At 57.4% G+C, this 26,788-nt stretch carries 27 protein-coding genes and 1 riboswitch; of the genes, 3 read left to right on the forward strand and 24 right to left on the reverse strand.

Translation table 11 applies throughout. From position 1 onward, the window contains the following. Window positions 1-41 precede the first annotated feature (41 nt). From rho to cobT, 20 genes are all read right to left on the reverse strand, one after another. Window positions 42-998, reverse strand: a complete 957-nt coding sequence (rho, locus tag LOS15_RS08020) for a transcription termination factor Rho (protein ID WP_263069437.1) — start codon at window positions 996-998, stop codon at window positions 42-44. A 185-nt stretch (window positions 999-1,183) separates the two neighbouring features. After that, entirely contained in the window at window positions 1,184-2,014 is an 831-nt protein-coding gene (locus tag LOS15_RS08025) for a nucleotide-binding protein (RefSeq protein ID WP_263069439.1), read from the reverse strand. Window positions 2,015-2,104: 90 nt separating this feature from the next. Beyond that, window positions 2,105-2,422: an antibiotic biosynthesis monooxygenase family protein gene (locus LOS15_RS08030; protein ID WP_263069441.1), complete on the reverse strand. Its 318-nt coding sequence runs from the start codon at window positions 2,420-2,422 to the stop codon at window positions 2,105-2,107. Window positions 2,423-2,514: 92 nt separating this feature from the next. Further along, window positions 2,515-2,928 carry a hypothetical protein gene (locus LOS15_RS08035; protein ID WP_263069444.1) on the reverse strand — a complete coding sequence of 138 codons (414 nt, stop codon included), beginning with the start codon at window positions 2,926-2,928 and terminating at the stop codon, window positions 2,515-2,517. 80 nt (window positions 2,929-3,008) lie between these two features. Further along, the gene (locus LOS15_RS08040; protein WP_263069446.1) at window positions 3,009-3,566 is read right to left on the reverse strand and encodes a hypothetical protein; all 558 of its coding nucleotides are present in this window, start codon (window positions 3,564-3,566) and stop codon (window positions 3,009-3,011) included. A 470-nt stretch (window positions 3,567-4,036) separates the two neighbouring features. Further along, the gene (gene cobO / locus LOS15_RS08045; RefSeq protein ID WP_263069448.1) at window positions 4,037-4,648 is read right to left on the reverse strand and encodes a cob(I)yrinic acid a,c-diamide adenosyltransferase; all 612 of its coding nucleotides are present in this window, start codon (window positions 4,646-4,648) and stop codon (window positions 4,037-4,039) included. 33 nt (window positions 4,649-4,681) lie between these two features. Then, window positions 4,682-5,122: a YtoQ family protein gene (locus LOS15_RS08050; protein ID WP_263069450.1), complete on the reverse strand. Its 441-nt coding sequence runs from the start codon at window positions 5,120-5,122 to the stop codon at window positions 4,682-4,684. 83 nt (window positions 5,123-5,205) lie between these two features. Then, on the reverse strand, window positions 5,206-6,519 hold the full coding sequence (locus LOS15_RS08055) for a cobyrinate a,c-diamide synthase (RefSeq protein ID WP_263069452.1): 1,314 nt from the start codon (window positions 6,517-6,519) through the stop codon (window positions 5,206-5,208). Between the two features lie 64 nt (window positions 6,520-6,583). Beyond that, window positions 6,584-7,351, reverse strand: a complete 768-nt coding sequence (locus tag LOS15_RS08060) for an ABC transporter ATP-binding protein (protein ID WP_263069454.1) — start codon at window positions 7,349-7,351, stop codon at window positions 6,584-6,586. Further along, window positions 7,351-8,322, reverse strand: a complete 972-nt coding sequence (locus tag LOS15_RS08065; protein WP_263069455.1) for a FecCD family ABC transporter permease — start codon at window positions 8,320-8,322, stop codon at window positions 7,351-7,353. Before LOS15_RS08065 ends, LOS15_RS08060 begins: the two co-directional genes overlap by 1 nt. After that, window positions 8,322-9,212: a cobalamin-binding protein gene (locus tag LOS15_RS08070; protein WP_263069660.1), complete on the reverse strand. Its 891-nt coding sequence runs from the start codon at window positions 9,210-9,212 to the stop codon at window positions 8,322-8,324. The genes LOS15_RS08065 and LOS15_RS08070 overlap by 1 nt, the downstream gene beginning before the upstream one ends. A 13-nt stretch (window positions 9,213-9,225) precedes the next feature. Continuing rightward, window positions 9,226-11,046, reverse strand: coding sequence for a TonB-dependent receptor domain-containing protein (locus LOS15_RS08075; protein WP_263069456.1), 1,821 nt, complete (start codon window positions 11,044-11,046; stop codon window positions 9,226-9,228). Window positions 11,047-11,187: 141 nt separating this feature from the next. Next, window positions 11,188-11,420, reverse strand: a riboswitch (cobalamin riboswitch). 33 nt (window positions 11,421-11,453) lie between these two features. After that, window positions 11,454-11,882: a bifunctional adenosylcobinamide kinase/adenosylcobinamide-phosphate guanylyltransferase gene (locus LOS15_RS08080; RefSeq protein ID WP_263069457.1), complete on the reverse strand. Its 429-nt coding sequence runs from the start codon at window positions 11,880-11,882 to the stop codon at window positions 11,454-11,456. Next, a complete protein-coding gene (locus tag LOS15_RS08085) occupies window positions 11,834-12,487 on the reverse strand; it encodes a histidine phosphatase family protein (RefSeq protein WP_263069459.1) in 654 nt (217 codons plus the stop codon). The genes LOS15_RS08080 and LOS15_RS08085 overlap by 49 nt, the downstream gene beginning before the upstream one ends. Further along, window positions 12,424-13,194, reverse strand: coding sequence for an adenosylcobinamide-GDP ribazoletransferase (gene cobS, locus LOS15_RS08090; RefSeq protein ID WP_263069461.1), 771 nt, complete (start codon window positions 13,192-13,194; stop codon window positions 12,424-12,426). Before cobS ends, LOS15_RS08085 begins: the two co-directional genes overlap by 64 nt. Then, window positions 13,191-13,745, reverse strand: coding sequence for a bifunctional adenosylcobinamide kinase/adenosylcobinamide-phosphate guanylyltransferase (locus tag LOS15_RS08095; RefSeq protein ID WP_263069462.1), 555 nt, complete (start codon window positions 13,743-13,745; stop codon window positions 13,191-13,193). Before LOS15_RS08095 ends, cobS begins: the two co-directional genes overlap by 4 nt. Continuing rightward, on the reverse strand, window positions 13,729-14,835 hold the full coding sequence (cobD, locus tag LOS15_RS08100; protein ID WP_263069463.1) for a threonine-phosphate decarboxylase CobD: 1,107 nt from the start codon (window positions 14,833-14,835) through the stop codon (window positions 13,729-13,731). The genes LOS15_RS08095 and cobD overlap by 17 nt, the downstream gene beginning before the upstream one ends. A gap of 5 nt (window positions 14,836-14,840) precedes the next feature. Further along, window positions 14,841-15,854, reverse strand: coding sequence for an adenosylcobinamide-phosphate synthase CbiB (gene cbiB, locus LOS15_RS08105; RefSeq protein ID WP_263069464.1), 1,014 nt, complete (start codon window positions 15,852-15,854; stop codon window positions 14,841-14,843). Further along, on the reverse strand, window positions 15,848-16,564 hold the full coding sequence (locus tag LOS15_RS08110; protein ID WP_263069466.1) for an adenosylcobinamide amidohydrolase: 717 nt from the start codon (window positions 16,562-16,564) through the stop codon (window positions 15,848-15,850). Before LOS15_RS08110 ends, cbiB begins: the two co-directional genes overlap by 7 nt. Next, entirely contained in the window at window positions 16,561-17,640 is a 1,080-nt protein-coding gene (gene cobT, locus LOS15_RS08115; protein ID WP_263069467.1) for a nicotinate-nucleotide--dimethylbenzimidazole phosphoribosyltransferase, read from the reverse strand. Before cobT ends, LOS15_RS08110 begins: the two co-directional genes overlap by 4 nt. Before the next feature lie 273 nt (window positions 17,641-17,913). Here cobT and edd point away from each other — a divergent pair, with 273 nt between their 5' ends. Genes edd through LOS15_RS08130 form a run of 3 tightly spaced genes read left to right on the forward strand, consistent with a single transcriptional unit; the run spans window position 17,914 to window position 21,782 of the window. Then, window positions 17,914-19,803 (forward strand): phosphogluconate dehydratase, encoded by a 1,890-nt coding sequence (gene edd, locus LOS15_RS08120; RefSeq protein ID WP_263069469.1) that lies wholly within the window; start codon window positions 17,914-17,916, stop codon window positions 19,801-19,803. Next, the gene (glk, locus tag LOS15_RS08125; protein ID WP_263069470.1) at window positions 19,803-20,768 is read left to right on the forward strand and encodes a glucokinase; all 966 of its coding nucleotides are present in this window, start codon (window positions 19,803-19,805) and stop codon (window positions 20,766-20,768) included. Before edd ends, glk begins: the two co-directional genes overlap by 1 nt. A gap of 42 nt (window positions 20,769-20,810) precedes the next feature. Beyond that, complete coding sequence (locus tag LOS15_RS08130; protein ID WP_263069472.1) at window positions 20,811-21,782, forward strand: carbohydrate kinase family protein; 972 nt, start codon at window positions 20,811-20,813, stop codon at window positions 21,780-21,782. A 58-nt stretch (window positions 21,783-21,840) separates the two neighbouring features. On the opposite strand, the gene LOS15_RS08135 is transcribed toward LOS15_RS08130, so the two are convergent. The 4 genes from LOS15_RS08135 to zwf all read right to left on the reverse strand — a co-directional run bounded on the left by LOS15_RS08135 (window position 21,841) and on the right by zwf (window position 26,365). Beyond that, the gene (locus tag LOS15_RS08135) at window positions 21,841-23,322 is read right to left on the reverse strand and encodes a glycoside hydrolase family 32 protein (RefSeq protein ID WP_263069473.1); all 1,482 of its coding nucleotides are present in this window, start codon (window positions 23,320-23,322) and stop codon (window positions 21,841-21,843) included. A gap of 179 nt (window positions 23,323-23,501) precedes the next feature. Beyond that, complete coding sequence (locus tag LOS15_RS08140) at window positions 23,502-24,164, reverse strand: bifunctional 4-hydroxy-2-oxoglutarate aldolase/2-dehydro-3-deoxy-phosphogluconate aldolase (protein WP_263069475.1); 663 nt, start codon at window positions 24,162-24,164, stop codon at window positions 23,502-23,504. A 40-nt stretch (window positions 24,165-24,204) separates the two neighbouring features. Continuing rightward, window positions 24,205-24,870, reverse strand: a complete 666-nt coding sequence (gene pgl, locus LOS15_RS08145) for a 6-phosphogluconolactonase (protein WP_263069477.1) — start codon at window positions 24,868-24,870, stop codon at window positions 24,205-24,207. 1 nt (window position 24,871) lies between these two features. After that, window positions 24,872-26,365 carry a glucose-6-phosphate dehydrogenase gene (gene zwf / locus LOS15_RS08150; RefSeq protein ID WP_263069479.1) on the reverse strand — a complete coding sequence of 498 codons (1,494 nt, stop codon included), beginning with the start codon at window positions 26,363-26,365 and terminating at the stop codon, window positions 24,872-24,874. Window positions 26,366-26,788: the final 423 nt, after the last annotated feature.

Here is a 26,788-nt window from a genome sequence, read left to right on the forward strand (position 1 = left end):
AAGAAGCTCACCTTTAAGAATACAGAGGGTGAGCTTCACCTCTACTCAGCGGGCGAAAAAGCGCTCAACAGCTCCGCATTCGTCAGGTATTTCTCCAGCAGCGTAAGCAGCTTCTGAGCGCCGTCAACAGGCTTAAGCGGTGTTAACGCTCGGCGCAGCGTGCGTACTTTTTCAAGATCTTTTGCATCAATTAACAGCTCTTCTCGGCGGGTACTGCTTTTGGCAATATCAATTGCCGGGAAAATCCGTTGATTGGCCACGTCCCGTGATAGCACCAGCTCCATATTGCCCGTGCCTTTAAACTCCTCAAAAATCACCTGATCCATACGGCTTCCCGTATCCACCAGCACGGTGGCCAGAATGGTGAGCGAGCCGCCGTTTTCGATCTTTCGCGCCGCGCCAAACAGCTTGCGGGGTATTTCCATCGCCCGGGAATCCAACCCACCCGACATGGTACGCCCATTGCCCCGCTGCTCGGCATTATGAACCCGCGAAAGCCTTGTGAGTGAATCGATCACGATCATCACATCATGCCCCTCGCCTGCCTGCTTACGCGCCGTATCCAGCAACTGATCGGCCATCCGTACATGGTGCGCGTAGCTTTCGTCTGACGACGAGGCATGTACCTCTGCCGACACACTGCGCTTAAAATCGGTGACTTCTTCAGGGCGCTCATCAATCAGCAAGGCATACAGTTTTATATCCGGGTAAGCCTCTGCCACGGCTTGGCAGATATGCTTTAACAGCGTCGTTTTGCCAGAGCCGGGCGGTGCCACAATTAACCCCCGCTGCCCCATGCCGATGGGCGTAATCAAATCCATCGCCCGCAGAGTGCGCGGCTGATCAATAGGCGCTAGATACAGGCGTGGGGAAGGATGAATGGCGGTGCCGTTGAGGAAGCGTGTTATGGGGTCGTTGGAGGTTGGTTCTTCGGCTTCGGTGGTGGGTTTGGGCTCTGGTGGTCTTTTGGTTTTGAGGCTTAGGGTTTTGCGGGTCATGGTAGAGTGGATTGCCTTTTAAATTTGGGTGTTTGTCGGTTTCCGTGTGGTTAACCATGTCCTTGGATACGACAGGAGGTGACGTCGAGTGCATCATTATTACTTCTACTAAAATTTAACGCCGAGCTTTGCGGCTGGTTTAGAGCGCAGCGAAAAACCAGTCCGACAACAGCGCTTTGTTAGCACTAGAATGGGAGATCACCACCAAAACTTTCCGTCGGCTTAGTAGCTTTTGGTTGCAGATATTCCTCATTCTTCAATAGCTCATCTACACCCAACTCTGTGATTGAGTAGGCGTAGAAATCATAACCGTCCAGATGATCAGTCTCTACGGTTTTACTTATCAACCCCATACGCTCGAGTTTAATAAGCGAAATCTGCAGAACAGCGTCGTTAACCCCACGAAAGCTATTAGATATTCTATGAAACGGCAAACCAACCGGATCGGCAACATGGCTTTGTAGGCAAGTGGCTAGAATTTTGTAGTCCTGTTCTTTTAGCTCATAGCTGGCAGGGTTGGCTATGATAGTTTTGGATTCAGAAAGGCTTGCATGATTTATAAGTCCAAGCCTTTCTACCTCAGATTTAATCAAAGAGCATGCTCTATTAGTTGCTGAAACCAGATCGCCATCAGATCGGCTTGCGTCGTAGTCCGCTGGTGTTACACCTAACAAATCTGTTGGCAAGTGCATATCTACATCACGCGGCTTTAGGACAAAGGATCGAGACTTCCCAATTGCACCAACAAAAAGCCCCATTTCGAATATCACATTGTCCCTGACAACATGCTTACTTCTGCTCCTAATTATGCTGATATCGTCGGGTGCAAAAATGAACAATGCAAAATCAACAGCTGATGATTTCTCAACCAAATCTTCGATCGTTGAAGATGAAAGCTTGAATGTGCCATTTTTCCAAATGGTCACTTCAAAATCGTGATCTAGATTGACATTGACTGCCTCAGCGATAGGAAGGCTTTCAGCTGAAGACGCAATAAATAATCGTGGTTTTCTCAACTCATGACTCCGAACTCAATTGGGTGCTAACGCCGAGGTAACCAGACGCTTTGAAGCGTCAGCATAAAAGCTGTCCAGTTGACCAACTGGTTAAATACCGTACTCACGCTCAACCTTAGCCACCCGAACCCGAAAACTGGAATACCATTGCTGATGGCCAAGTCGCTGGGCCTCTCGATGCTCAGCATTTTTCTTCCAGTTGGTGATTGCTTCAAGGGTTGCCCAATACGACACCGTAATACCTAAGCTCTCTCTAGCAGACTCAATGCCCAGAAAGCCGGGTTGCTCTGATGCCAATTCCACCATTCGTTCAGCCATTTCAGCGTACCCATTTTCACCCTCCGTGCGATGGCTGCTGAAGATCACCGCGTAGTATGGAGGTTCAGGTGTGTTGGCAATCTCTGACATAACTCCCTCTAGGCATTTAACGCCGCCAACACGCACAGCTTTGTAGTGGAGGCGTAGCCGCAACGTAAATGCTGTCGCTGTGCTTGGCCTTGTTAAGAGACACCGGCGCCGTTACTTATTGCGCTGCTAATGGCCGCTGATATAAGGACTCCCACTGCTTCGGATGTTTTGGATTTTGCAAACCTAGCGAGCCTCTCGCCGATGGATTCCGAACCCTCCAACGAGCTAGGAACTCGACGAAGAACTTCCAGCCCCTTCTCGCTAAGGACGACTTCAACTTCGTATCCGTCCATTGATGAGAAGTCTTGGCTAATCCAAATATATCCAGCGGTCTCTAGCCATTTGACTGTGTGTTCAAAGTATTCGGAGAAGTTGAAAGATCCCTCGTAATCATCTTCATCAATAGTTTTCTCCAGGTAATCGCCCGCATCGAGCCGCAACGGAACCGGGAACTCTTCATACAGTGTCCCAAATAGTAACCCAACTAAACGATTGAACTTTTCCATAAAGTGACTCTTAACGCCCGCCATAAACGGCGCAAGGAACGAGCGTCCGGCGACCGAAGGGAGCGAATTTGATGGCTTTGTTAGAGATCATGTGCAGCGACCAGGCCGACGATTTCTTGCGGCATGTTTCTTGGGTTGATTACCGAACCTAGCTTAGCTTTGAGGGCGGCAACTAACGCCCATACTTTGAGCCTCATGTTGGCGATGACATCGATAAAACTCTCGAACTGTCCACTTCCCATGGACACATTTTCACCACCCAGCTTCTCTGCGGCCGTGCAAGCCTCATTGAGCGTGTGAGAAATCTCTTGAACCAAAACCTCGCAAGAAGGGTTTGCCCACACTCCCTTGGAATGGTCTCGAATCACATTTCGCACTTCATAAAGGCTTTTCATTGCATACATTGGAATTTCGTCATCTCCGCAGGTAGAAAACAACCTTCTTGAGTCCATCTCTACAACCACGGAATGAACTCGATTCAAATCAGCATCTTGGAGCTTAATGGGACCGAATGAAAAATTTCCGTTTGCGGCAGCCTGACGAAAACTGGCTATAAAGTTGTTGATAAATCCGGAAGATCGAGAGAGTAACTCCTCGTCCGTAACATTCCCGTTTACATGAAAATTGCGAAGCGACACTCGGCTTCCTCCGTATGATCTCTAACAGTGATTATATAGCCTGCCGCATAACACCATTGAATGTGACTGCGCGTTTATTGGTGTTATCTAGCCGCTCTAAAAAACGTAAACCACTATTTTTAATAGCATTACCAATCTCTTCTGGCAGTATACCCAAAATTCGCGTGCCGGCTCGTTTTTACGATTTAATCATGCTTTATTGATAAATTTGGCTTAGGTCACGTGATGCTGCAAAAAATATTGAGCTAGCGCAGTTTTTGGCCGCGGTGGGGAAATTGGGGAGGGCTCGCACTGAATATCCCCCCACAGGGTGGGTATCTTGATCCAGTGGGAGGATTGGGCTTTGTGGCTTTATCGTCGCGAGCTAAAGCTCCCTCCCACAGCTTCAGGCCGCCACCAGCCATAGCGCAGGGTAATGAGGATTCGATGATATTCCCTTCACCATTCACAACTTACACTTATCCCCTCACTTAAAGCTCAATCCCCTTCTGAGCCTTAATACCTTGATCTTTAAAAGCGTGTTTGACCACTTTCATCTCAGTGACGGTGTCGGCGAGGTCGATGAGTTGTTGGGGGGCGTAGCGGCCGGTGACGATGGCGTGCTGCATCTCGGGGCGAGCTTGTAGGTCGTCGAGCACTTGGTCGAGGTCGAGATACTCGTAGCGCAGGGCGATGTTGAGTTCGTCGAGCAGTACCATGTGGTAGCTGTCGTCTTGGAGCATGCGCTTGGCTTGTTCCCAGGCGGCGTTGGCGGCGGCGACGTCGCGTTCGCGGTCTTGGGTGTCCCAGGTGTAGCCTTCGCCCATTACGTGGTAGTCCACGTTGGGTAGGTTGCGGAAGAAGGCTTCTTCGCCAGTGCTGAACGCGCCCTTAATAAACTGCACCACGCCAACCTTCATGCCGTGGCCTAGGGCGCGGGCGAGCATGCCAAAACCGGAGCTGCTTTTGCCTTTGCCGGGGCCGGTGAGCACCAGCAAGATGCCCTGCTCTTTATCGGCGCGGGCAATGCGCTCGTTCATGATTTTTTGCTTGGCCGCCATGCGCTGGGCATGGCGTTCCGGGGTTTTGGCATTGTCGCGCATGGGGTTTCCTTGGGGTGTTCTACGTTTTACGAGCTACGCTTTCAGCACGTAGCGCAGGGTTTCCACGACTTGATCGGTGGTGGTGCACCAGGCTTGCGCTTGAGCGTCGACTTCTTTCAGCGGGTGAACAATCTCTTCGCTGTGCAGCGTGATGTAGGGCTTGGCCAGTGCCGCGCAGTAGCCTGCATCAAACGCGGCGTTCCACTGTTTGTACTTGTCGCCAAAACGCACCACTACTAAATCCGCTTGTTCGATCATGGTGCGGGTGCGGATGGCATTTACTTTGGAGGATTGGTGGTCGCGCCAGAAGCCGTTCTCGGGTTTGCCCAGGTGGTCGCCTGCGGCATCAGAAGCGTCGTGGTCAGTGACCGGGGCGGTAAATACGATATCCAGCCCAGCGGCGTCTGCGCCACGCTGGATCTCTTCACGCCAGTCGGTGTGAATCTCGCCGGAAAGGTATACGTAAAAGCTCATGGTGGCTCCTCAATAGTAAATGTGGGTATTTAGCCGCCCTATCATAGCCCACATACGCTTTATGAAAAAACATTCCAAAAAAATTACTGGGCCACCATTTTTGGCGCCTGCCCGGTAAAAATATCCGCTACCAGCTTAGGCGCCGAAGGGAAGTAGCCATGGAAGTAGCTGGCTACCAGCGCGCCCTCACGGTAGATAGGTTCGGCTTCGCTACCGGCCAGTTTGCGGGTGCGCGCCAGCGGCTGCATGGGGGTTTCCAGGAGCGAGTGATGGTAGGTGTGGCCGCGCAGTTCGCCACTTTGGGTGTGCAGGCTTTGTAGCCCCAGCGCGGTGAGCTTACCGGCCATTTTGGCGGTGCCGGGCAGCAGCCCTAGCATGGCGTGGGCGCTGCCTTCGCCATCCACCAACTGCTCTACACAGCTCATTAGCCCGCCGCACTCGGCGAGTATTGGCTTGCCTGCGCGGTGGTGGGCGCTTATCGCGTCGCGCATGGGCTGGTTGGCGCTGAAGCGGGCAGCGTGAAGTTCCGGGTAGCCGCCGGGCAGCCATAGGGCATCGCATTCTGGCAGTGCTGCGTCGTTAAGCGGTGAGAAGAAGCGCAGCGTCGCGCCCATCTCTGCTAATACATCGAGATTTGCGCGGTAGATGAACGCGAAGGCGTCGTCTTTGGCGATGGCGATGCGCACGCCGCTTAGGTACTGCGGTGCGGGCGTGGGGGCGTCGGCGCTCAGCGTTACCCGTTTAGGTAAACGGCCTAGCCCAGCTTCTTCCAGCACCTTGGCGGCGGCATCTAACTGGGCATCCAGGCCGCTGAGTTCGCTGGCTTGCACCAAGCCTAAGTGTCGGTCGGGGATTTTCATGGCATCGTGGCGAGGAATCGCGCCCAGCAGCGCTATGCCTTCCGGCATGCTCTCATCCAGCAGTTTGCCGTGGCCAGGGCTGCCGATTCGATTGGCAATCACTTCGTGGATAGTGAGGTTCGGGTGGTAGTTGGCAAGGCCTTGGGCCACCGCGCCGAAGGTTTGCGCCATGCCCCAAGCATCAATGACTGGCAGCGCGGGAATGCCTGCCAGAATGGCTAAATCAGCGCTTGAGGGCGAGCCGTCGAACAGCCCCATGGAGCCTTCTACCAAAATCACGTCGGCTTCTTGGGCGGCTTTGGCTAGGCGCCAGCGGCACTCGTGCTCGCCGGTCATCCAGGGGTGCAATTGATAAACTGGCTGGCCGGAGGCGATTTCTTGCACCATGGGGTCTAGGTAGTCGGGGCCGTGTTTGAACACCCGCACAGTGCGGCCCGCATTACGGTGTAGCCTTGCTAAAGCGGCCGTTACCATGGATTTTCCCTGGCCGGAGCCGGGGGCGCTGATTAACGCCGCGTGCGCTTCACCTTGCAACATGACCTTTCCTCTTTTACACACGCTTGTTGCTACAAGCTTTTTGAATTTATCGTGACGTCAGGTGTTACTGAATGGGTACAAACACCGGCGCACCTTCAACCTGGACAGTCGCCAAGCGCTGCTGGTAGAGCCTTTCCAGTGCGCTGGGCACCAGCATGGAGTCTCGCCGCCCCCAGCAGGCTTCACCGTTGGGATACAGCAGCAGAATGTGGTCGCACCAGCGGGCGGCTAAATTTAGGTCGTGCAGGCACATCATTACCGCGCTGCCTTGGGCGGCCAGCTCGGCCATTAGCGCCATCACCGCGCTTTGGTGGTGTAAATCGAGATGGTTAGTGGGTTCGTCTGCCAGCCAAATCTTCGGCGCTTGGGTGAGTACCGTGGCCATCGCCACCCGCTGGCGCTCGCCGCCGGAAAGCGTGCTCACCAAACGGTCGCGGAGGTGCGCTACATCTAACCTTTCCAGCGCCGCTTCAGCCTGTGCGTAGTCGTCGGCACCCTCCATCTGCCACAGGGAAAGATACGGGTGACGACCAATCAGCGCGGTTTCCAGCACCGTGGCAGGAAAGCCATCCAAACGTTCTTGAAACACCAGCCCTAGGCTTTGCGCCACCTGCCGCCTGCGAAGCTGGCTAAGCGGTTTGTTATTAAGCAGCACCTGCCCGGAACGGGGGGTGTTTAACCCAGCGAGCGTATGCAGCAGCGTGGTTTTACCCGCGCCGTTAGGGCCTAACACGCCCCACACCTGCCCCGGCTCAAGGGTAATATTCAGCGCCGTGCCACTTTCGCGTTCGGGCACGTCAATGATGAGGTCGCTGGTAGAAAGTACACTCATCAGCGGCTCCGGTAGAGCAAAAACAAGAAAGTGGGCACGCCTAATAGCGCGGTAATCACCCCAACCGGAAGCTGCTCTGGGGCAATCATCGTGCGTGCCAGGGTATCCGCCAGCACTAGCAAGGTGCCGCCTGCCAGGGAGCAGGCCGGTAAAATTAAGCGCTGGTCGTTGCCTAGCAATAGGCGCAGCAAATGCGGCACCACCAGCCCAACAAAGCCAATGCTACCGGCGGTGGTGACCGCTGCCGCTGTGAGCAGGCTGGCAACGATATAGATACCCCACTCTAGCGGGCGCACATCCACTCCCAACGCGGCCGCCTGTTGAGGGCCACGGGCTAACACGTTCAAGCTTCGCCCAAGCGGTATAAGCACAATGCAAATCACGAATAAAAGTAGCAACGGCGGCCACGGGGTGCGGGCGTAGGAGAGATCGCCCATTAGCCAATACAGCATGCCCGGCAGCCGCTCGGCGGGGCTTAGCGCGAGCATCAGGGTAATCACCGCGCCCCAACCTGCTGCCACCACTACGCCGGTGAGTAACAGCCGCGAGGGCGTCCAGCCGCCGCTGCCGTGGGCTAAACCAAACACTAAAAACGTGGAGAACAGCGCGCCGGCAAACGCCGAGCCTGAAATCAGTACACCGCCCACGCCAGCCAGCATGGCCGCCAGCGCACCAATGGATGCCCCACCAGAAAGCCCGAGCACGTAAGGGTCCGCCAGCGGGTTGCGTAGCAATACCTGCATCAACGCCCCCGCCACGGCCAGCAGGCCGCCCACCGCAAAGGCGGAAAGCGCCCGGGGAAGGCGTAAATCAATTACCATGGTGCGCGCCAGCGCATCGCCCTGCCCTTGTACCACCGCCCAAAGTTGACCAACGGAAAGCTGCGCACTGCCCACCGCTAAGGCGAACAGCATAGCGGCCATGGCGATCACCACCAGCAGGCTAAGGGGTTGCCACAGGCGCGCAGCCATTAAGAGGCCCTGCGCTTTTGTCGGGATTGTTCGAGTTTGTCACACAGAATCTGCGCGCCTTCCAGCAAGCGCGGCGTGGGCCGCTGAATAAGGGAAGGCGGTACAAAATAGAGGCTATCTTCCGCAACGGCCGTTAGGTTGGAATACTGTTCCCAGTGGGTCAGCCAGTGGCGGTTCTCTTCGCCCATCCCCCCGGCAATGATGGCTTCCGGGTTGGCAGCCAGCACGGCCTCATCGTCCAGCCGTGGCACTAATCGCCGCTGATCGCCAAACACGTTGTCACCCCCGCACAGCTGAACTACCTGGCCAATCAGGTGCTCGTCATTAACGCTCATCAATGGTTCATCCCACACTTGGTAGAATGTACGTACTGGCTCGCGCCCAGCGTAGCGAGCGGTTAATTCGGCCATTCCTGCTCTGAAGTCATCGGCAACGACCTGCCCGGCGGCTTCGGTGCCCGCTAGCCGCGCTAAGCGCTCAATGGTATCGGCAACGTTTTCAACCGTGCGTGGCTCGATGTAAAACACCGGCATACCCAGCGCTTCTAAGGTTTCCATCTGTTCGGCGGGGTTTCCAGTCACCCAGCCGATCACTAAATCTGGCGCCAGCCCCACAAGGGCTTCTAAATCAATGCGCGTATGGCTCCCCACCGAAGCGACGTCCTGGGCTTCTGGGGGGTAATCACTGTAGCTCACCACGGCAACGACTTGGTCGCCTGCGCCTGCGGCGTAGGTCAGCTCTGTTGCCCCTGGGGAAAGCGTGGCAATACGCCGTGCTGCGTTGTGCAGGCATATTTCACGGTCACGATCATCCACCACGCAGCGTGAATGGTCGTGGCCCTGCGCCTGTATGGTCATGAGCGAAAACGCGAGGCCCAAGGCCCCGCGCATCAACCCACGTTGGCTACTGGCCAAAGTGAACACTTAGGAACCCTGCTCGGCCTGCGTTAATGTAATCACGCGTTGTTTCATACTCTTTATCAAAGGCATTTTCTACCGTTACACGGGCCGTCCAGAGCGGTGCAAACTGCCATCCCGCACGTAGATTAACCAACCCATAGCCACCCAATCGCTGCGTATTAGAGGCATTATCATAGCGGTGACCTTGTGCTACTAAGGAGCCCCCTAGTGACCAATCGCCAAGCTCACGGTCGGCATCCAGTCGTAAACTTTGGCTGGCACGGCGGGCTAAGCGGTTGCCCGTCTCCTGGTCTTCTGGGTCCAGGTAGGTAAAGGCGGCTTGCAGTACCCAGTCGTTGACTTCTACGCCGCTTGAAAGCTCAGCACCGCGAATACGCGCATTATTAACGTTTTGCGGCGCCCATAAACCACTTGGCGTGGGTGCCCAGGCAATCAGGTCGTCATAGTCGTTTTGGAAGACGGCCACGTCCCAAAACCACTGGCTGTATTGGCCGCGAACGCCCACTTCCACGGTTTCAGAGGTTTCCGGGTTAAGATCAGGGTTACCAGAATTCGGCCAATAGAGATCATTAAAGCTCGGGGCTTTAAACGCCGTACCTATACTGGCGCGCAGCGTGTGGTAGTTATCCAGATCGTAGCCCAGCGCCAAGCTGCCGGTCACTTCATCACCGTAGGCTTCGTTGTCGTCGTAACGCAGGCTTGCTTGAACAGCGAACGGCGAAAAGTCGAGCAGCGCTTGGGTAAATACCGCGGTGTTATCGCGGCTGGTGACCTCAAACTCGTTGGTGCTTGAAACGCGGTCTTCGCTGATTTCAGCGCCAGCAATTACCTCATGGGCGCCAAACTGGATATTGTTCTGCCAACGGGCGGTTTGGGTGCGGGTATCAATCACCGACCCACCGAAGTTATCCACCGTATCCAGCTCATCGCGGGCTTCGCTAAGGGTTAGGCGGCTGCGCCAGGTATCGGTGACCGGCAACTCGGCATAAATACCCGCCACCTGCTGGACGAAGTCATTCTCACCGCCGTCATATTCGTTGTGACCGCGAGCGCGCAGCGCCAGCACGCCGATTTCCGTGCCACTCTCAAAGGTATGTGCAACCCGGGCCAGCGCCGAGGTGTTGTCGTAGCCTTTATCTTCGCCACCGCGGCGAATGGGCTGGCCGTCGGTGTTGAAATGGCTACCGGCAAAGCTGTAGCGGGTGCCGCCTTCGCGTCCAGAGATACCCGCGCTTACCCGCTGGGTATTGAATGAACCACCGCCTACTGAAATATTGGGTTGCGAGCCCTGTTCGTCACCATCAGGGGTAAAGAGCTGTATCACGCCGCCAACGGCATCCGCGCCGTAAAGGCTACCCCGCGGGCCACGCACGATTTCCGCGCGGTCAAACATGCGGGGGTCTAGATATTGAAAAGCAGCCCCTCCCGCCGTGGCGGAGCGCAGGCGGATGCCATCAATCATTAGCACGGTGGCATCGCCGGGCGCACCCCGCAGATAAACGCTGCTGCTTTTACCAAAACTGCCGTTGCTAGTGACATCAACGCCCGGCTGGCCGCGCAGAAGATCGGTCAGGCTGGTGGGGTCTTGGCGGCGAAACGTCGCTTCATCAAGCACACTTACGGAAGAGAGGCTTTCGTTGGCGGTGCGGGGTGCTAACGCAGCGGTGACAACAACCGGATCAAGCGCGGCTAATTCCGTCGTCGCTTCGGCGTACTGGGCCTGGGCTGAAAAAGAGATGGCTAACGGTAGGGCAGCCATACTAAATGCCGCCCGTTTGGCGGTGGTGTGAAAACGGTGGTTCATGGAAGGGTCCCTTGCTCACTGTGCTCACCCGCACAGCGTGTTTTTTTGACCGAGCAGGGGGAAACCAAGGGAATATGGGCAATTTGAAAACCGCCGGCATCACCCTGAGCCGCCCTCCGCGTCTCGGTTTGAAGTGGTTCTTTAGAACCATCACTCTTAGGCCGGTCTCCGGGCTGACGAGCGAAAGGCCGCTTTTAAAAGCACAAACCCTTTCTGAACGACCACCTTCCCATGCGTTAGCACAGTGGCGTCTTATAGCCGTTCTTATCTCGATCACCGTTGCGGGGGCAGCGTTGGATTTAAAAAAAGTTCACCAACTTCCCGTTTAACTGATAGTGGTAGCCACCATCAGCACCTGAGAGTGCGCGTAAACTAGCAACTTGCTGGGGGTTGGTCAATTTTACTGCCTAGCCCTTCAGCAGCTGAACTAGGCCGTGCCTCACATACCACACCTGCTCGGCTTGGGCCGCTGCATCTTGGTTAAACCAACCATTGGCATCGCGCAGGCGGCGCTGTTTGGGCTGCATAGGCACAATACCCCGCCCTACTTCCGTGGTAATGACAAGTAGCGGCGCGTTTAACTCGTCGGCACGCTGGCCTAGCGTGGCTAACTCGCGCTGCCACTGCGAACGTAAGGCATCGTGTTCAGTGGCATCGAGAGCAGAGGCTAGCCACTCAAGCACGCCGTTGATAACCAGTGGCCGTTCAGCCTCCAGCGCTTGATGGCAATCGCTCAAGGGGTGAACATCATTAAGCGGCCACCAGCGCGCTGCAGGAAAGCGAGCGGTTACGGTGTCGCGCTTTCCTGCGCAGGCACCGCCGATGAAGAGCTGCATTGCCATTCCCCTTTTCCCTGTGCGTTGTGCTGATAAATAAGCTGCCAGCGCCGACCTTGAGCTTGATGGACAATGCCATCCCAAAAACCAATGGTTTCAAAACGCCGGCGCAGCTCACGAATCACCCCGCCGTGGGTAACAGCGAGAATTTTTTGGTGATTACCCGCGTGGGCATTGGCGGCAAGGTCGTCGAGCCAAGCATCCAGGCGCGCACGTAGCTGGCCAGAGGACTCACCGCCAGGAATTTGCAGCTCGCCGACGCTATCAATCCAGGCGCGGTAGTGCGGAAGCGCTTTTAATTCGTCGTACACTTTACCTTCGTAGTCGCCAAAATCCAGCTCGCGCAGGCGCGGCTCCAAGCTCACTGCCGTGCCCGGCGTTGCCGCCCGGGACCACGCAAGAGTTTGTTGGCAACGCTGTAAATCGCTTGAATAGATCGCATCAAAACGCTCATCGGCCAGCAACTCGCGCAGTGCCAGCAGCCCTGCTTCAGCGTCAGGAAACAGCAGCGGAATATCTTGCTGGCCTTGATAGCGGCGCTCTAAATTCCAGGCGGTGATACCGTGGCGAACTGCCACCAGCTCCACACTAAGATCAGTAACCAAAGCTCTCCTCCTTCAATGGTGGCGCCAACCATATCGCCGTTAATACCGTTAAACAGTCGCATCATGAGCCCGCGCACCAGCACCACAAACACGATGACCGTTAGCCACATGAATAGTGCGGCAGGCGCTAATAACGCGATGAACGCCAGGGGCAATAGGGCCAACGCGACGTCTTGGCCGCTAAGCGACTGCTGCCAGCTCCACGCCAATCCCTTTTGCTGAGCACAGGGTGTTAGCACCAGTAGCGCAACGCCCGCCCAGCGCCCTAGCCCCGGCACTATCAACAGCCACCACAACGGCGCCTGATAAGCGACCAACGCCCACAGCAGCACCGCCTTCCAAGCGAGTAGAAACACCAGCGCTAGCATTCCAAAGCTACCGATTTGCGGGTCTTTCATGATCTCCCAGCGGCGCGCCAACGGCTGATTACTGCCTAGGGCATCGGCGATATCCATCACACCGTCTAAATGCAGCCCCCCCGAAAGCGCCACCCACACGCTTAATATGGCCAATGCGGTGATGGGGGCGGGCACGTTTTGCATAGCGTACGCTATTAGCGTCAGCACGCTGCCTATCATCAACCCCACTAATGGATAGGCGCGCACGGCCCAGCGCCGGGTGTCGGGTGTCCAGGGAACGGCTATGGGTATCGGAATGCGGGTGAGAAACTGCAGCGCCAGCAAGGTACCAAACAGGGCGTTTTTCAAATTCTCCCCTCCTTCGCATGCTCAGACGGCTGATCTTTCCACTCCAGTGCACAGCCTGCGGTCACCTCGACTACCGAATCGGCTTCCGCTGCCAGCCAACGGTGAGCCCGCTGGAGAAAGGCCAAATAGCGCCAGGTTTCAGCATCGCTGGGCGGCAGCGCTTCATTGATATCATTAGAGACAATCACCACATACACGCTGCGCGTTCGCGCATCCGCGAGTGCATTAGCCAACAGTGCTAAACCTTCATCTTCGTTTAGCTCGCTGGCATACAAGACCTGGCTAGCCCATAGCGTTAGGCAATCCAACAGTACCGCGCCTCCGCTTGGCACGTTGGCCATCGCTTGATCAATGGCCAGCGGTGCTTCAATGGTTACCCATTTAGCGTGACGGCTTATTTGATGCCGGGCGACGCGGTCAGCCATTTCGGTGTCATACACCTGGGCGGTCGCAATGTAGTAGACGCTGGCGCTGCCCGCCGCGCTGAGCACACGCCGTTCGGCAACGTCACTTTTACCGGAACGGGCGCCCCCGCTAACAAAGACAATCATGCAGCACCTTTAGCAATCGATTATTAGCAGGCCCATCGCGCAGCGCTAAACGCAGCCAGTCACCGTCCAGGCCTGGAAAACTATAGGTGTGACGCGCCAGCACTCCGTGACGCAGCAAACGTTCAAACAGTCGCGCGCTGGTCATTCCCTGAATGCGCTTTGCAGCCTCAGGCCGCACCAGAAAAAAGCAGCTGTTACTGGGCACCACGTCAAGCCCTTGCGCTTTCAGTGCTTCGGTCATGCGTGGCTGTTCGCTAGCCAACCACTGCTGGGTTTGGCGAGCAAACGCTCTATCTGCCAGCAGCGGAGCGACTAGCTCAGCAGCAAGGTGATTAACACTCCAGGGCGGCTGATGGGCAGCCATCGTTGTGATTAACGACTCACTGGCCAACACATAGCCTAAGCGTAGCCCCGGCAAGGTGTAAAACTTAGTCATGGATCGCAGCAGAATAAGCTGAGGGTAGCGCTCCATCAGCGGTGTTAACGCATCCACTCCCAGCGCTAAATCGATAAAGGCTTCATCCACCACCACCTGGGTAGCGGTTGTTTGCGTATGCGCCAGCAGGTCCTTAATCGTATCTAACGACATCAGCGTGCCGGTTGGATTGTTGGGGCGGCAGAGAAACACCACGTCGGCGTTTGTGGCTTTCTCCAGCAGGTCGTCAACCTCGCAGACAAAATGCGGCGCGTGCAACACATGCTCGGTCATGTTCAAGCGGTGAGCAGAACACGCCCTGACGTATTCCCCGAAACTGGGAGCTAATAATAAGGCCCGCCCACCGGCATGCAACGCAGCGGCCATAAAAATGGCTTCCGCCCCACCATTGGTGAGTAGCACCTGCTCCGGCTGAACGCCGTTATCGGCAGCGATCGCTTGCCTTGCGGCGCGATAATCGGGTGCGGGGTAGCGGCTTAGACCATCAAACCGCTGAGCAAGCCAAGCGGCCACCCACTTGGGCGGCCCCAACGGATTAAGGTTAGCGCTAACATCTTCAAAGGCATGGTAGGCGGGCAGCCCAAAGTGTTGAAGTAGCGCTGTGACTTGACCACCATGGGCTGGCCAATTAACAGCGTTATTCCTATTGGACATCCCGCTCATCTCCATATCCATACCTCCATCAGCACACTCATCAACACGCTCATCAACACGCTCATCAACAGGAAAAACAGCAGCCAAGCGCCGTGCATTAAGCGCACGGTGGCCGTGATATGAACTAAGCGCAGCGGCTCAAGGGGTTCACCTAGCGTAGCGCGATGGGAAGCCACGCCTTGATAGAAATTGGTGCCACCTAATTGCACGCCGAGTAAACGGGCCACCATGGCTTCCGGCCAACCAGCATTCGGGCTTGGGTGGCGCGGCGCATCGCGGCAGGTGCCTTGCAGCGCGCCGCGCCAGCGTAGGGATAAAACGCCCGAAACACTCAGTAGCAGGCCAGCGAACCATAGACACAGCGCGGTTAACCGCGCGGGAATCCAGTTGGCCACATCATCCAGCTTGGCAGAGGCAAAACCAAAATCGGCATAGCGTTGGTTTTTGTAGCCTACCATTGAATCTAGGGTATTCACCGCCTTGTACGCTAGCGCCAGCGGCGCCCCGCCAATCAGCGCAAAAAACAGCGGCGCGGTAATGCCATCCACGGTATTTTCCGCCACGGTTTCCACTGCGCCACGGGTGATGTCTGCCTCATCTAAGGCTTGGGTATCGCGCCCGACAATCATTCCCAGCGCCTGGCGTGCGGTGGGCAAGTCGCCTTTACTAAGCGGTGCTGCCACCGCGCGGGCCGCATCGCCCAAGCCTTTAATCGCCAGCGTCGTGGAAAGCAGCCAAAGCTCAGCGATCAACGCCAACCCGGGGTGAAGCCTGGCGAGCACGACGAGAAACAGCCAGCTAACCAACCACACGCCGCCGACCACCATCACGGTTAAGAAAGCGCCGCTTACCCTGCGCTGCTGCGCCGTGCCGCGATTCCATAACTGCTCATAACGGCTAATCATACTCCCGATGAGCACCACCGGGTGTGGCAACGAGCGCGGGTCGCCCACTATTAAGTCAATGCAAATCGCGATGGCGACAAGCCCAACGGTTGAAGTTAACAGCGGCGTTAGCACGTTGGCGCCCTCTTCTGTGAAAGCGACAGCGAACCCAACATTGCCTGGTAAACCGCCTGGCCTAGTGCTCGCCCAAGAGGGGTGCCAGAACCGGCGTAGGGCGTGGTGTCGCCACGCTGCGTTGCCGCAATGGAGATGCTATCAGTAGAAGTACCCGTGGCAGGCGTTCCGCTATACGGATCTTTGACGCCTACCTGCCTAAGCGCCTGCACTTTGGCCTCCGTGACCGATAAACAGGCGTTCACTAACGCGCCGTCCGTTAGCTGGGCATCTAAAAAGACAAACGTATTAATGGTGCCAACCTTAGGCGTGGCGCGCAGCGCCAAGCGCGGGTCGTCTTGGATTGAAACGCTAATATCAACGGCATTGCCCACCCCGGCGGTAACCAGCGCCATCACGCCATTGGGTAGATTACCCAGCGGCCTGCTAACCACGCAGGCACTGTTTAAATGCACGGCGGTCATCATGGCTACCGATGCCAGCGGCAAGCCTTGGGCCAATAACCACTGGGTTAAGTCTTCGTTTGGCGAGTGGCCATCGTAGTGCTTATCAACGTGGAAATTCGCAAAATGACGCACCCTGCCAAAACCCTCTCCCACTAACGCGCTGCTCAGCACCCGCAGCGGCATCGCGGAGGTGATCGCTAGGCACTGCTCGCTGCGGGCAAGCGATAAAGACTGGCTAAACGGCAGCGTTTCCACCGCGCTCACCGTGCAGCTTTATTGCTAATGCCCGCATCGGCAAAAGAGGCCATTTCGCTGAGCATGGCGGCCGCCGCCTGCAGTAGCGGAAACGCCAGCGCTGCACCGCTCCCTTCGCCAAGGCGCATACCCAGTGAGAGCAGCGGCTTAGCGTCAAGCGCTTCTAGCGCCGTGGCGTGTCCCGGCTCATGTGAACGGTGACCAAAAATCAGGTAATCGCGGACTAACGGGCAAAGGCGGCAGGCCGTGAGTGCTGCCACGGTGGCGATAAAGCCATCCACAATAGCAGGCGTACGATGCGCCGCCGAGGCTAAATAAGCGCCGGTCATTGCGGCAATTTCAAGGCCGCCCAGCTTAGCAAGTACGTCTAAGGGGTCATCGGCGTTGGCTTGGCGGGCGCTTAGCGCACGCTCAATTACCGCCACCTTATTCGCTAGCTGAGCGGTATTTATTCCAGTACCTGCCCCCACTACCTGGGCCACCGGCACACCGGTAAAGGCTGCTAGCATGGCACTGCTGGCAGTGGTATTGGCAATGCCCATTTCGCCCACAATAATGCAGTTGGCCCCTGCTTTTTTTGCGCGCTCAACCGCCGCCACGCCTTGTTCAATCGCCGCTAAGGCCTCATCGGCGTGCATGGCATCTTCAACGACCATGTTGGCCGTGCTCGCCCGCACTTTCGCCAGGGTAACGCCAGGCAGCGTCAGCGTAGAAGCAACGCCCACATCGACGATTTCTACCTCAGCGCCAATTTGCCGGGCAAAAACATTAATGGCAGCGCCACCCTGCACGAAATTGGCCACCATCTGGGCGGTGACTGCCTGGGGAAAGGCTGAGACGCCCTCGCTGGCGACCCCATGATCAGCGGCAAACACCATAATGTGCGGGGGGGAGACGCAAGGCTTCGCCATACCGGTGATGGCGCTAAGCTGAATGGCTAGGGCTTCTAGCTCGCCTAAGCTGCCGGGAGGCTTGGTCAGCGTATCCAGGTAGGCGCGGGTATTTTCAGCAGCGGCGGTGTCCACTGCACTGATCCGTGCCAGTAGCACTTGAAGCCGCTGTTCAGCGGTCGGCTCGTTAACCATCACAATTCTCCACAGGCTGGTGGCGAAGGATAGTAGCAAAAGCAGGGCTGCTATACTTGTGCTTTAACCGCGAAACAAGCGCTTACGCACCGCTTTTTATAACACTTCTCAAAACATCAGGCGCGACGCCGGTAGCGGCCACCATTCAAGGTAATAAAACTACAGATTAAGCTATAAATAGCCTTTTTATTGCCGTAAAGTCTCTTGTATCGACGCCGAAATATGTAAAGTAACTACATAATCGTCACCATCTCTACTTACGCAGAGGTCTCTATGCCTGGTTCAACACCCGCTACACTCAATCCTACGGTTGCCGAGGTTACCCAACGTATTCGTGAGCGCTCTGCCGAGCGACGCGCCCTGTACGAGCGTCGCATGGCCGACCAGCACAAGCGCGGCGTTCACCGCGGTGAGCTCTCTTGCGGTAACTTGGCCCACGGCTTTGCTGCCTGTAGCCCCCAGGAGAAAGACTCCCTGAAGCTGATGAACAGCGCCAACTTAGGGATTATTTCTTCATACAACGACATGCTCTCGGCGCACCAGCCGTTTGAAACGTTTCCGCAAACGATTAAAGCAGCCGCCAACGCCATGGGCTCAACCGCTCAGTTTGCCGGTGGCGTGCCTGCCATGTGCGACGGCGTGACCCAAGGCCAGCCGGGGATGGAGCTTTCGCTGTTCTCCCGCGATGTAATTGCCATGGCAGCTGCGGTGGGGCTTTCACACAACATGTTCGATGCCGCCATTTACCTCGGCGTGTGCGACAAAATCGTACCGGGCCTGTTTATCAGCGCCGCCCGCTTTGGTCACTTGCCGGCCATGTTTGTACCCGCAGGCCCCATGCCCAGCGGCTTGCCCAACAAAGAGAAAGCGCGCATTCGCCAGCTGTATGCCGAAGGTAAAGTGGGCCGTGAGGAGCTGCTGCAGGCAGAGTCCGACTCTTACCATAGCCCCGGCACCTGCACCTTCTACGGCACCGCCAACTCCAACCAGCTGATGATGGAAGTAATGGGCCTGCACCTGCCGGGCACCTCGTTTGTGAACCCAGGCACCGAGATGCGCGAAGCACTGACCCGCTACGCCACCGAACAGGCCATTCGCAACACCGAGCCCGGCGGCGAGTACCGCCCGTTCTACAAGCAGATCGACGAGCGCGCCATTGTGAACGCCGTCGTGGGCCTGTTGGCCTCGGGCGGTTCGACTAACCACACCCTGCACCTGATTGCTATGGCGGCAGCGGCGGGTATAACGCTGAACTGGGACGACTTCACCGACCTTTCAGCGGTAACGCCCAGCATCATGAAGGTCTACCCCAACGGCCAAGCGGATATTAACCACTTCCAGGCAGCGGGCGGCATGAGCTACCTGTTCCGCGAACTGTTGGGCGCAGGCCTGCTCCACGGCGACATACCCACCGTGTTTGGCACCGACCTCACCGCTTACACCCAAGAGCCCTTCCTGGAAGATGGCAAAGTGGTATGGCGCGAAGGCCCCGAGAAGAGCCTGGACGAAGACGTGCTGCGCCCGGTCGCCACGCCCTTCGCTGCCACGGGCGGGCTGACCGTCATGAAAGGCAACCTGGGCCGTGGCGTGATCAAAGTCTCGGCAGTGGCCGAAGAGCATCGGGTAGTCGAAGCGCCGGTGAAGATCTTCGAAGACCAGAACGAGATGAAAGCGGCGTTTGAGTCTGGCGACCTGGACCGCGACGTGATTGTGGTGGTGCGCTTCCAAGGCCCCAAAGCCAACGGCATGCCCGAGCTGCACAAACTCACCCCCTTCCTGGGCGTGCTGCAGGATCGCGGCTTTAAAGTCGCGCTGGTCACCGATGGCCGCATGTCCGGCGCGTCGGGTAAGGTGCCCGCCTCTATCCATATGAGCCCGGAAGCGCTGGACGGCGGCCCGCTGGCCAAGCTGCGCGATGGCGATGTGGTGCGCCTGGATGCCAACACCGGCACCTTGGAAGCCAAAGTGGATGCGGCTACCTGGGCCGACCGCGAGCGTGTGGTGGCAAACCTGGACCACTACCACGTGGGCCTGGGCCGCGAGCTGTTCTCGGGCTTCCGCCACTTGGCGATGCGCGGCGAAGAGGGCGCAGGCTCACTGGGCGGCTTTGAAGCCGACGACCTTGCCCGCCAAGAAGGCCAGATTTTTCAAGAGGACGCCTGATGCGACCGGCATTAATCGGCGATATTGGCGGCACGAATGCTCGCCTGGCGTTGGTCACGCCGGGCGAGGTGACGCCCCACGATATTCTTAATCTTCCCTGCGCCGACTACCCCGGCGTGATTGAAGCGATACAAGACTACCTCGCGCGCGTAGGCGCGACGGGCAATAACGCCCCGCAAGAAGCCTGCTTAGCATTTGCCTGCCCGGTCCACGCCGAGCGGGTAAAAATGACCAACAACCATTGGGACTTTATGAAAAGCGATGTTCAGCAGGCGCTGAATTTATCGCTGTTTAAAGTCATCAATGACTTTACCGCCCAAGCGCTGGGCGTGCCCCACGTGGGCGAAGACAACCTCGTGGAAGTGCAGCCTGGGGCCGCCCAGTCACACTCGACCCGTTTGGTTATTGGCCCCGGTACCGGGCTAGGCGTGGCCGGGGTATTCCCTGGCCAGCACGCCTGGATACCGCTACCCACCGAAGGCGGCCACGTCACCTTTGCCCCCACCGGTGCCACCGAACGCGCACTGTTGGATGTGTTTTTACAGCGCCACCAGCGGGTGAGTGTGGAGCGCATTCTGTGCGGCCAGGGGCTGTTAGAGCTGTACCAAGCCCATTGCACGTTAGAAGGCCAAGCGCCGCGCTGCGAGGCGCCTGCTGAAGTTACCCAAGCGGCTAACCAGGGCGACGCCATTGCCACCGCCACCCTGCTGCGCTTTCTGAAAATTCTCGGTGACGTATGCGGCGATGCGACCCTGACCATGGGCGCACGCGGCGGCGTGTATCTGTGCGGCGGCATTCTGCCCCGCCTGTTAGAGTGGCTGCCCAAGTGCGAACTGCGCGCAAGCTTTGTTAACAAAGGGCGCATGGGGGCTTACAACGCCGATATTCCGGTGTGGATTGTGACCCACCCGTGGACCGGCCTGCTGGGTGCCGCCGAAGCCCTACATAATGAAGAAGTTTTCTGACCCTCTTAATGAAAATACCGCCCTAACCAAAAGGAGTAACCCATGACGCCGGTGATTGCGTTCGGTGAAGCGTTGATTGATATGCTCTCTAGCCGCCTGGGTGATGACACGGGGCCAAAGACCTTTACTCCCTACGCGGGCGGCGCACCGGCCAATGTGGCGGTGGCCTGCGCACGGCTGAACGTGCCTAGCCAGTTTTTGGGCATGGTGGGTGACGATACCTTTGGGCATTTCCTGATCCGCGAGCTGAAAAGCCACGGTGTGGATACTCAAGGGGTCGTGCTTACCAAAGAGGCCCGCACAGCGCTGGCGTTTGTCTCCCGCGACAGCAGCGGCGAGCGCACCTTTGATTTCTACCGCCCACCGGCCGCCGACCTGCTTTACCGCCTGGAGCATCTGCCCCACGGCGTGTTTGAGCAGCCTGCCATTGTGCACCTGTGCAGCAACAGCCTGACCGACCCAGAGATCGCCGACACCACCCTGGCGATTGCCGCCATGGGCAAACGGACGGGCTGCCTGGTGAGCGTGGATGCCAACCTGCGCCACAACCTGTGGGCGGATGGCTCAGCGGATGTGTGGCGGGTGACCGAGCTGATTGATAGCGCGGAGCTGGTGAAAGTCTCTCTTGACGAGCTGGACTACCTGCGCGGCGACCACCCACAAGACGCGTGGATTGCGCAGCGGCTCGCCGCAGGCGTTAAGGTGGTAGTGATTACCGATGGCCCCAATCGCGTTGCGCTCAAAGGCATCGGCATTGACCAAACCGTGACGCCGCCCAACGTAACGGCGGTAGACACCACCGCCGGTGGCGATGCCTTTATTGGCGGCCTGCTGGCGGAGCTTTCCCGCTACGGTCTAACAGAAAACTGGCACCAAGATAGCGAATTTCTCGCCAGCGCCGTGGATATTGCTTGCCGCTGCGGCGCCCATGCGGTGACACGCCCTGGGGCTTATGCCGCGCTTCCCACTCACGCCGATATTGAAGCGCTTCGCAGCGCAGCGGTCACGCCGTAACGCCAAGCGCACTTGCCCGGTAAACAAGCGCGCCTCGTTAACGAGGCGCGCCGCCACGTTACTCCGGCCTGCGCTGGATAGCGCCTGCCTCTATCGCCACCTGACCGCTGATCACTGCCAGCGTCACCGGCTGGTGAACATGGTCCACAAAACTGACCTGCGTGATGGCCCGCTGCTCGGATGCCCCTTCTACCAGCATCTCCAACGTTCCGTGATCACACCACCACTCCACCGTGACCGTTCGCCCATCGACGCTGCCCGCTGCGTGGTCGCAGGCAAAGTGCTCATCAAACGCAGGCTGACTATTACTGCCCTGACGCTCGTAAAACAGCGCGATGTCCGCGCTTCCCGCCGCCAAGATCAAACGCTGTTGGTAGCCCTGCTGTAGCGATAGCGCCACCTTTGCCCTGGCTTCGAGTGATAGCGTTAGTTGGCCTCGCACCGCCGCCTGGCCTGGCAGCGCTAAACAGTGCTCCCCCACGGCGAGCGCGGAACGTGGCGAAACCGTATCCATCACACGGCCATCTTGGTAAGTTTCACGGGCGAATCGCTGGCGTAGGCGCACGCCGCAGTGAGTGGCGCACAGTGCAAGCTCGCGAGGTAGGCTCATGGTGCCCCGCCAGCCTGCTTCAGGGGATTGCGGGGCGTACTGCCAGTTATTCAACCACGCCAGCGCCAGCTGCCAACCAGGCGTGTTCGACCAGCTTTGCACCGCGTAAAAATCCCGTCCTTCATCCATCATCAGCACCGTGCCGGGGGCGTTGTCATTGGAGAAGCGCTGGCCGTCAAACTCACCTACAAAGTACTGAGTAAACGAGCCAAACGGGTTATCCGGCGTTGCGCCAATGCCGACCACCAACACCCAACGCGTCTCGGGCTCATCCGGGCCAGCGCCCTCTACCGGCAGCTCAAACAGATCCGGGCACTCCCAGGGGTGCTGGGTATGCGCGCCCTCGCCTTCGCCAAAGGCGCTGGCAAACTGCCACTCCAGCAGGTTATGGGAGATGTAAAAGTGAATTTCCTGACCACAGGCCAGCGCCATCACCCAGCGCTGGCTAGTGCTGTGCCACACCACTTTAAGGTCACGGAAGTCCTTAAACCCTGGCGGCAGCAGAATAGGATTACGCTCATAGCGCTGCCAAGTGCGGCCCTTATCGCGGCTGTAAGCCAAGCACTGAGACTGCTGGTAATCTTCCGGGTCATCAGAAAGCACCCGGTGGCCGGTGTAAAACGCCAGCAGTCCCGGCTGGCCGTCAAACAGCCCCGTCACATCGTGCTCATCCACCACGGCACTATCCGAAAAGCAGGCGCCCTCTTCGTTGGGTGCCAGCGCAATGGGCAAATGCTGCCAGTGGCACAGGTCACGGCTGACAGCATGCCCCCAGTGCATTGGCCCCCACACGGTGCTGAACGGGTGAAATTGATAAAACAGATGGTACTCGCCTTCAAAAAACACCAGCCCGTTGGGGTCGTTCATCCAGCCCATGGGCGGTACAAAATGGACCTCGGGGCGTTTGGGCTCAAAATCCGCTAACGTCATGCTTAAACCTTAACTTAATCGTTTAAGTTAGCGTATCACGACTGCTAGCGAACGGAAGCCCCCTTTAGACGTAGACACAAAAAAGCCCGAGCATGGTGACATGCTCGGGCAAACGTCTTGCTCACACGACCCGATATCAGTGAGGCAAGTAACGAGAGTGCTCGGTACGGTGTTTCAAATTAGTGGTGGAAACGCTCGGCGGCCTGACGGGCCAGCTCGCGGATGCCGTCCCAATCTTCGGCTTCAATCATCGCTTTCGGCGTCAGCCAAGAGCCACCTACACACATCACGTTGGGTAACGACAGGTAAGTTTCAGCGTTCTCGACGGTAATGCCACCGGTGGGGCAGAAACGCGCTTCAGGAATCGGTGCGCCAAACGCTTTGAGCGCTTTGGCACCGCCGCTGGATTCAGCGGGGAAGAATTTGAAGCGGCGGTAGCCGTACTGCCAGCCGGTCATCAGCTCAGAGATGGTAGAAACGCCTGGCAGCATCGGCACCGGGCTCTCTACACCATAACGGTAAAGCGCTTCAGTGGCCCCTGGAGTGACGACGAAATCAGCGCCGATCTGCTCCGCTTGGCGATATTGCGCGGGCGTCAGCACAGTACCCACGCCAATGCTGGCGCCGGGCAGCGCTTCTTTCATGCGTTTGATGGCTTCCAGGGCGCAGTCGGTACGCAGGGTGATTTCCAGAACGGTCAGACCGCCCTCCACCAGGGCACGACCCAGCGGTACGGCGTCTTCAAGACGCTCGATGGTAATCACGGGAATCACTTCTGCTTTTAAGCAAATACTGTCTAACTCGGCGGTGCGCGTTGAGGGTAGCTGTTTATCGATCGTCATAGTGAGTCTCCAAGCAAATTGTTATTGGCGAACGTGTGCGTTAAGGCGCCCAGTAAATCGCCAGCGGGCACGATAAAAAGGCGCGGATCGGCAGTGTGCGAACATCGTCGCCACTCATGGCGTTCGCCAATACGGCACGCTTATCATCGCCGGTAATATGTAGAATATGGCGCTTTGCCTGATGAAGACGGTCCGCCGAAAACGTAATGCGCGGCTGCGGCTGGCTGGGGGTGCGCACGGCGACCAGCGGCTCATCGGTGGCAAGCGCCAGGCCCAGCTCTTGGCTGTCTGGGAACAGCGAAGCCGTGTGTCCATCGCCGCCCATGCCTAAAATGACAACGCTTGCGGGCCAAGCAAGCCCTGCAGTGGCCTCTGCCACGGCCGCTACACCCTCTTCCGGCGTACCGGCATCAGAGGTGAGCGGCACAAACGTAGCCGCGGCGGCGGGGCCTTGCAGCAGGTTGTCGCGCACTAGCTTGGCGTTGCTGTCGCTGCTCTGCTCATCCACCCAGCGCTCGTCAGCCAAGGTAATCTCTACCCGCGCCCACTCGAGCGGCTTTTGCGCCAGCGCCTTGAAAAACGGCACCGGCGTTGAACCCCCGGAGACTACCAGCAGCGCACGCGCTTGGTGGCTAAGGTCGTCCGCCAGGGCTTGATAGACGGCTTCTGCTAGCTGCTCAGCGAGCGCTTGTCGTGTGCTGCTCATCTTAATAGTCCTCGTACCAGCTGCGGCCATCCTGGGTAATCATGGCAATAGAGGCCACCGGCCCCCAGGAGCCTGCGGGATAGCGGCGCGGCGGGGTTTCGCGTGATTTCCAGCCGTCGATTAGCTGGTCGCACCAGCGCCACGCGTGCTCTACTTCGTCTCGGCGCACAAACAGATACTGCTGCCCTTTCATTACTTCTAACAGTAGCCGCTCGTAGGCATCGGGGATTCGTGATTTGGGGAAAGCGTTGTTGAAATCCAGGTGCAGCGGCCCTGGGCGCAGGCGCATGCCTTTATCCAGGCCGCTATCCTTGGTGAGCACCTGAAGAGCAATGCCCTCTTCCGGCTGCAGGCGAATAATCAGCTTGTTAGCGGCAATATTGCGCTGATCGGGGTCGAAGATGTAGTGAGGCTGCTGACGGAAGTGAATCACGATTTGCGACAGCTTCTCTGGCATACGTTTACCGGTGCGCAGGTAGAACGGCACGCCCGCCCAGCGCCAGTTGGACACTTCGGTTTTCATAGCCACGAAGGTTTCGGTTTGGCTCTGGGTGTTGGCGCCCTCTTCTTCCAAATAGCCCGGCACAGGCTGACCATCGCTGGTGCCCGCAATGTACTGGCCACGTACCACGTCGCGCCCAAGTGCCTCACCGGTAAACGGTTTGAGCGCCTTGAGTACTTTTACCTTCTCATCGCGGATAGCATCAGCATCCAGATTCGAGGGCGGGTCCATGGCAATCAGGCACAACAGCTGCAGCAGATGGTTTTGCACCATATCGCGCAGCTGGCCCGCATCATCGAAGTAGCCCCAGCGTCCTTCGATACCGACTTTTTCGGCTACGGTAATCTCGACGTGGGAGATATGGTTCTGGTTCCACTGCGTGCCAAACAGCGGATTGGCAAAGCGCAGGGCAATCAGATTCTGAACCGTCTCTTTACCCAGATAGTGGTCAATACGGTAGATGCGCGATTCGGGGAAAACGGCGCCTATAGCATCGTTAATCTCTTCCGACGACGCCAGATCATAGCCAATCGGCTTTTCAACAATGACGCGGGTGTCGTCATCCAGGCTGTTACTGGCCTGTAGATTGCGGCAGATATCGCCGTAGATGCGCGCCGCTACCGATAGATACACCACCATGGGCTGCGTAGCGCCTTCTCGCCATTGGCGAATGGCGTCGTAGCCCTCTGCGGTGGCGAAATCGAGCTTCAGGTACTCCAAGCGGTTTAAGAAGCGCTCAAGACTCTCTTTGTCCTGCTCGTCTTTTTTCAGACGCTTATTCAACGCACCGCTGACCAGTTGGCGAAACGCGGCAGTGTCGTGCTCCTGGCGCGCCAGCCCCATAATCCGCGTGCTTTCGGGCATTAAGCCCTCGCGGTCAAGATGATACAGCGCAGGGAACAGCTTGCGCATGGCAAGGTCGCCCAACGCCCCGAACAGCGCTAAATCGATCGCGTGATGGGGGTCGCCTAGCGGTGCATGTGACTGGCTCATCTCGACTCCTGTTTATCATTAGGCGCTACAATGTAGTTAGATTACTTAAAATCTATCTGATTAGAGGCATTATGCGCAACATTTAATGTAATTTTACTACAAAAAATCCTCGTAACTGCCTTTCATTCACCGCTGTGTTGTCCATTTTTGGCTCTACGCCCCAAGAATACGCCACTCTACTCCTCCACAAGAAGGCGGTGGTGCAGCAATGTATTCACGACGAAGACATAAGGCACGCTCTGTCTTCGCAGTGCACGACAACAAATAAGGCACAACACAAGGTATGCACATCATGGCAATGGTTCGCACTTTTTTCACGCCAATGTTGGCTACCGTGGTCACGGCGGATATCGCCGCGCCTTCGAAGATGAATGCAGAGGGGGGAAGGGTTAAGCGCTGTTCGACTTCGGCGCTAACCTTAGG

The sequence above is a fragment of the Halomonas sp. 7T genome, from assembly GCF_025643255.1.
Classification (GTDB): domain Bacteria; phylum Pseudomonadota; class Gammaproteobacteria; order Pseudomonadales; family Halomonadaceae; genus Vreelandella.

Coding starts and splice junctions, on each gene's coding strand:
- LOS15_RS08050 (WP_263069450.1), bottom strand. CDS start 5,122: ATGAGCTTTTACGTATACCTTTCCGGCGAGATTCACACCGACTGGCGT.
- LOS15_RS08030 (WP_263069441.1), bottom strand. CDS start 2,422: ATGTCAGAGATTGCCAACACACCTGAACCTCCATACTACGCGGTGATC.
- pgl (WP_263069477.1), bottom strand. CDS start 24,870: ATGAGCAGCACACGACAAGCGCTCGCTGAGCAGCTAGCAGAAGCCGTC.
- rho (WP_263069437.1), bottom strand. CDS start 998: ATGACCCGCAAAACCCTAAGCCTCAAAACCAAAAGACCACCAGAGCCC.
- LOS15_RS08055 (WP_263069452.1), bottom strand. CDS start 6,519: ATGTTGCAAGGTGAAGCGCACGCGGCGTTAATCAGCGCCCCCGGCTCC.
- glk (WP_263069470.1), top strand. CDS start 19,803: ATGCGACCGGCATTAATCGGCGATATTGGCGGCACGAATGCTCGCCTG.
- cobO (WP_263069448.1), bottom strand. CDS start 4,648: ATGCGCGACAATGCCAAAACCCCGGAACGCCATGCCCAGCGCATGGCG.
- LOS15_RS08130 (WP_263069472.1), top strand. CDS start 20,811: ATGACGCCGGTGATTGCGTTCGGTGAAGCGTTGATTGATATGCTCTCT.
- edd (WP_263069469.1), top strand. CDS start 17,914: ATGCCTGGTTCAACACCCGCTACACTCAATCCTACGGTTGCCGAGGTT.
- LOS15_RS08080 (WP_263069457.1), bottom strand. CDS start 11,882: ATGCAGCTCTTCATCGGCGGTGCCTGCGCAGGAAAGCGCGACACCGTA.
- LOS15_RS08035 (WP_263069444.1), bottom strand. CDS start 2,928: ATGGAAAAGTTCAATCGTTTAGTTGGGTTACTATTTGGGACACTGTAT.
- LOS15_RS08060 (WP_263069454.1), bottom strand. CDS start 7,351: ATGAGTGTACTTTCTACCAGCGACCTCATCATTGACGTGCCCGAACGC.
- LOS15_RS08140 (WP_263069475.1), bottom strand. CDS start 24,164: ATGACGATCGATAAACAGCTACCCTCAACGCGCACCGCCGAGTTAGAC.
- LOS15_RS08070 (WP_263069660.1), bottom strand. CDS start 9,212: ATGCGCGGGGCCTTGGGCCTCGCGTTTTCGCTCATGACCATACAGGCG.
- zwf (WP_263069479.1), bottom strand. CDS start 26,365: ATGAGCCAGTCACATGCACCGCTAGGCGACCCCCATCACGCGATCGAT.
- cobD (WP_263069463.1), bottom strand. CDS start 14,835: ATGTCCAATAGGAATAACGCTGTTAATTGGCCAGCCCATGGTGGTCAA.
- LOS15_RS08065 (WP_263069455.1), bottom strand. CDS start 8,322: ATGGCTGCGCGCCTGTGGCAACCCCTTAGCCTGCTGGTGGTGATCGCC.
- LOS15_RS08135 (WP_263069473.1), bottom strand. CDS start 23,322: ATGACGTTAGCGGATTTTGAGCCCAAACGCCCCGAGGTCCATTTTGTA.
- LOS15_RS08095 (WP_263069462.1), bottom strand. CDS start 13,745: ATGATTGTCTTTGTTAGCGGGGGCGCCCGTTCCGGTAAAAGTGACGTT.
- LOS15_RS08075 (WP_263069456.1), bottom strand. CDS start 11,046: ATGAACCACCGTTTTCACACCACCGCCAAACGGGCGGCATTTAGTATG.
- cobT (WP_263069467.1), bottom strand. CDS start 17,640: ATGGTTAACGAGCCGACCGCTGAACAGCGGCTTCAAGTGCTACTGGCA.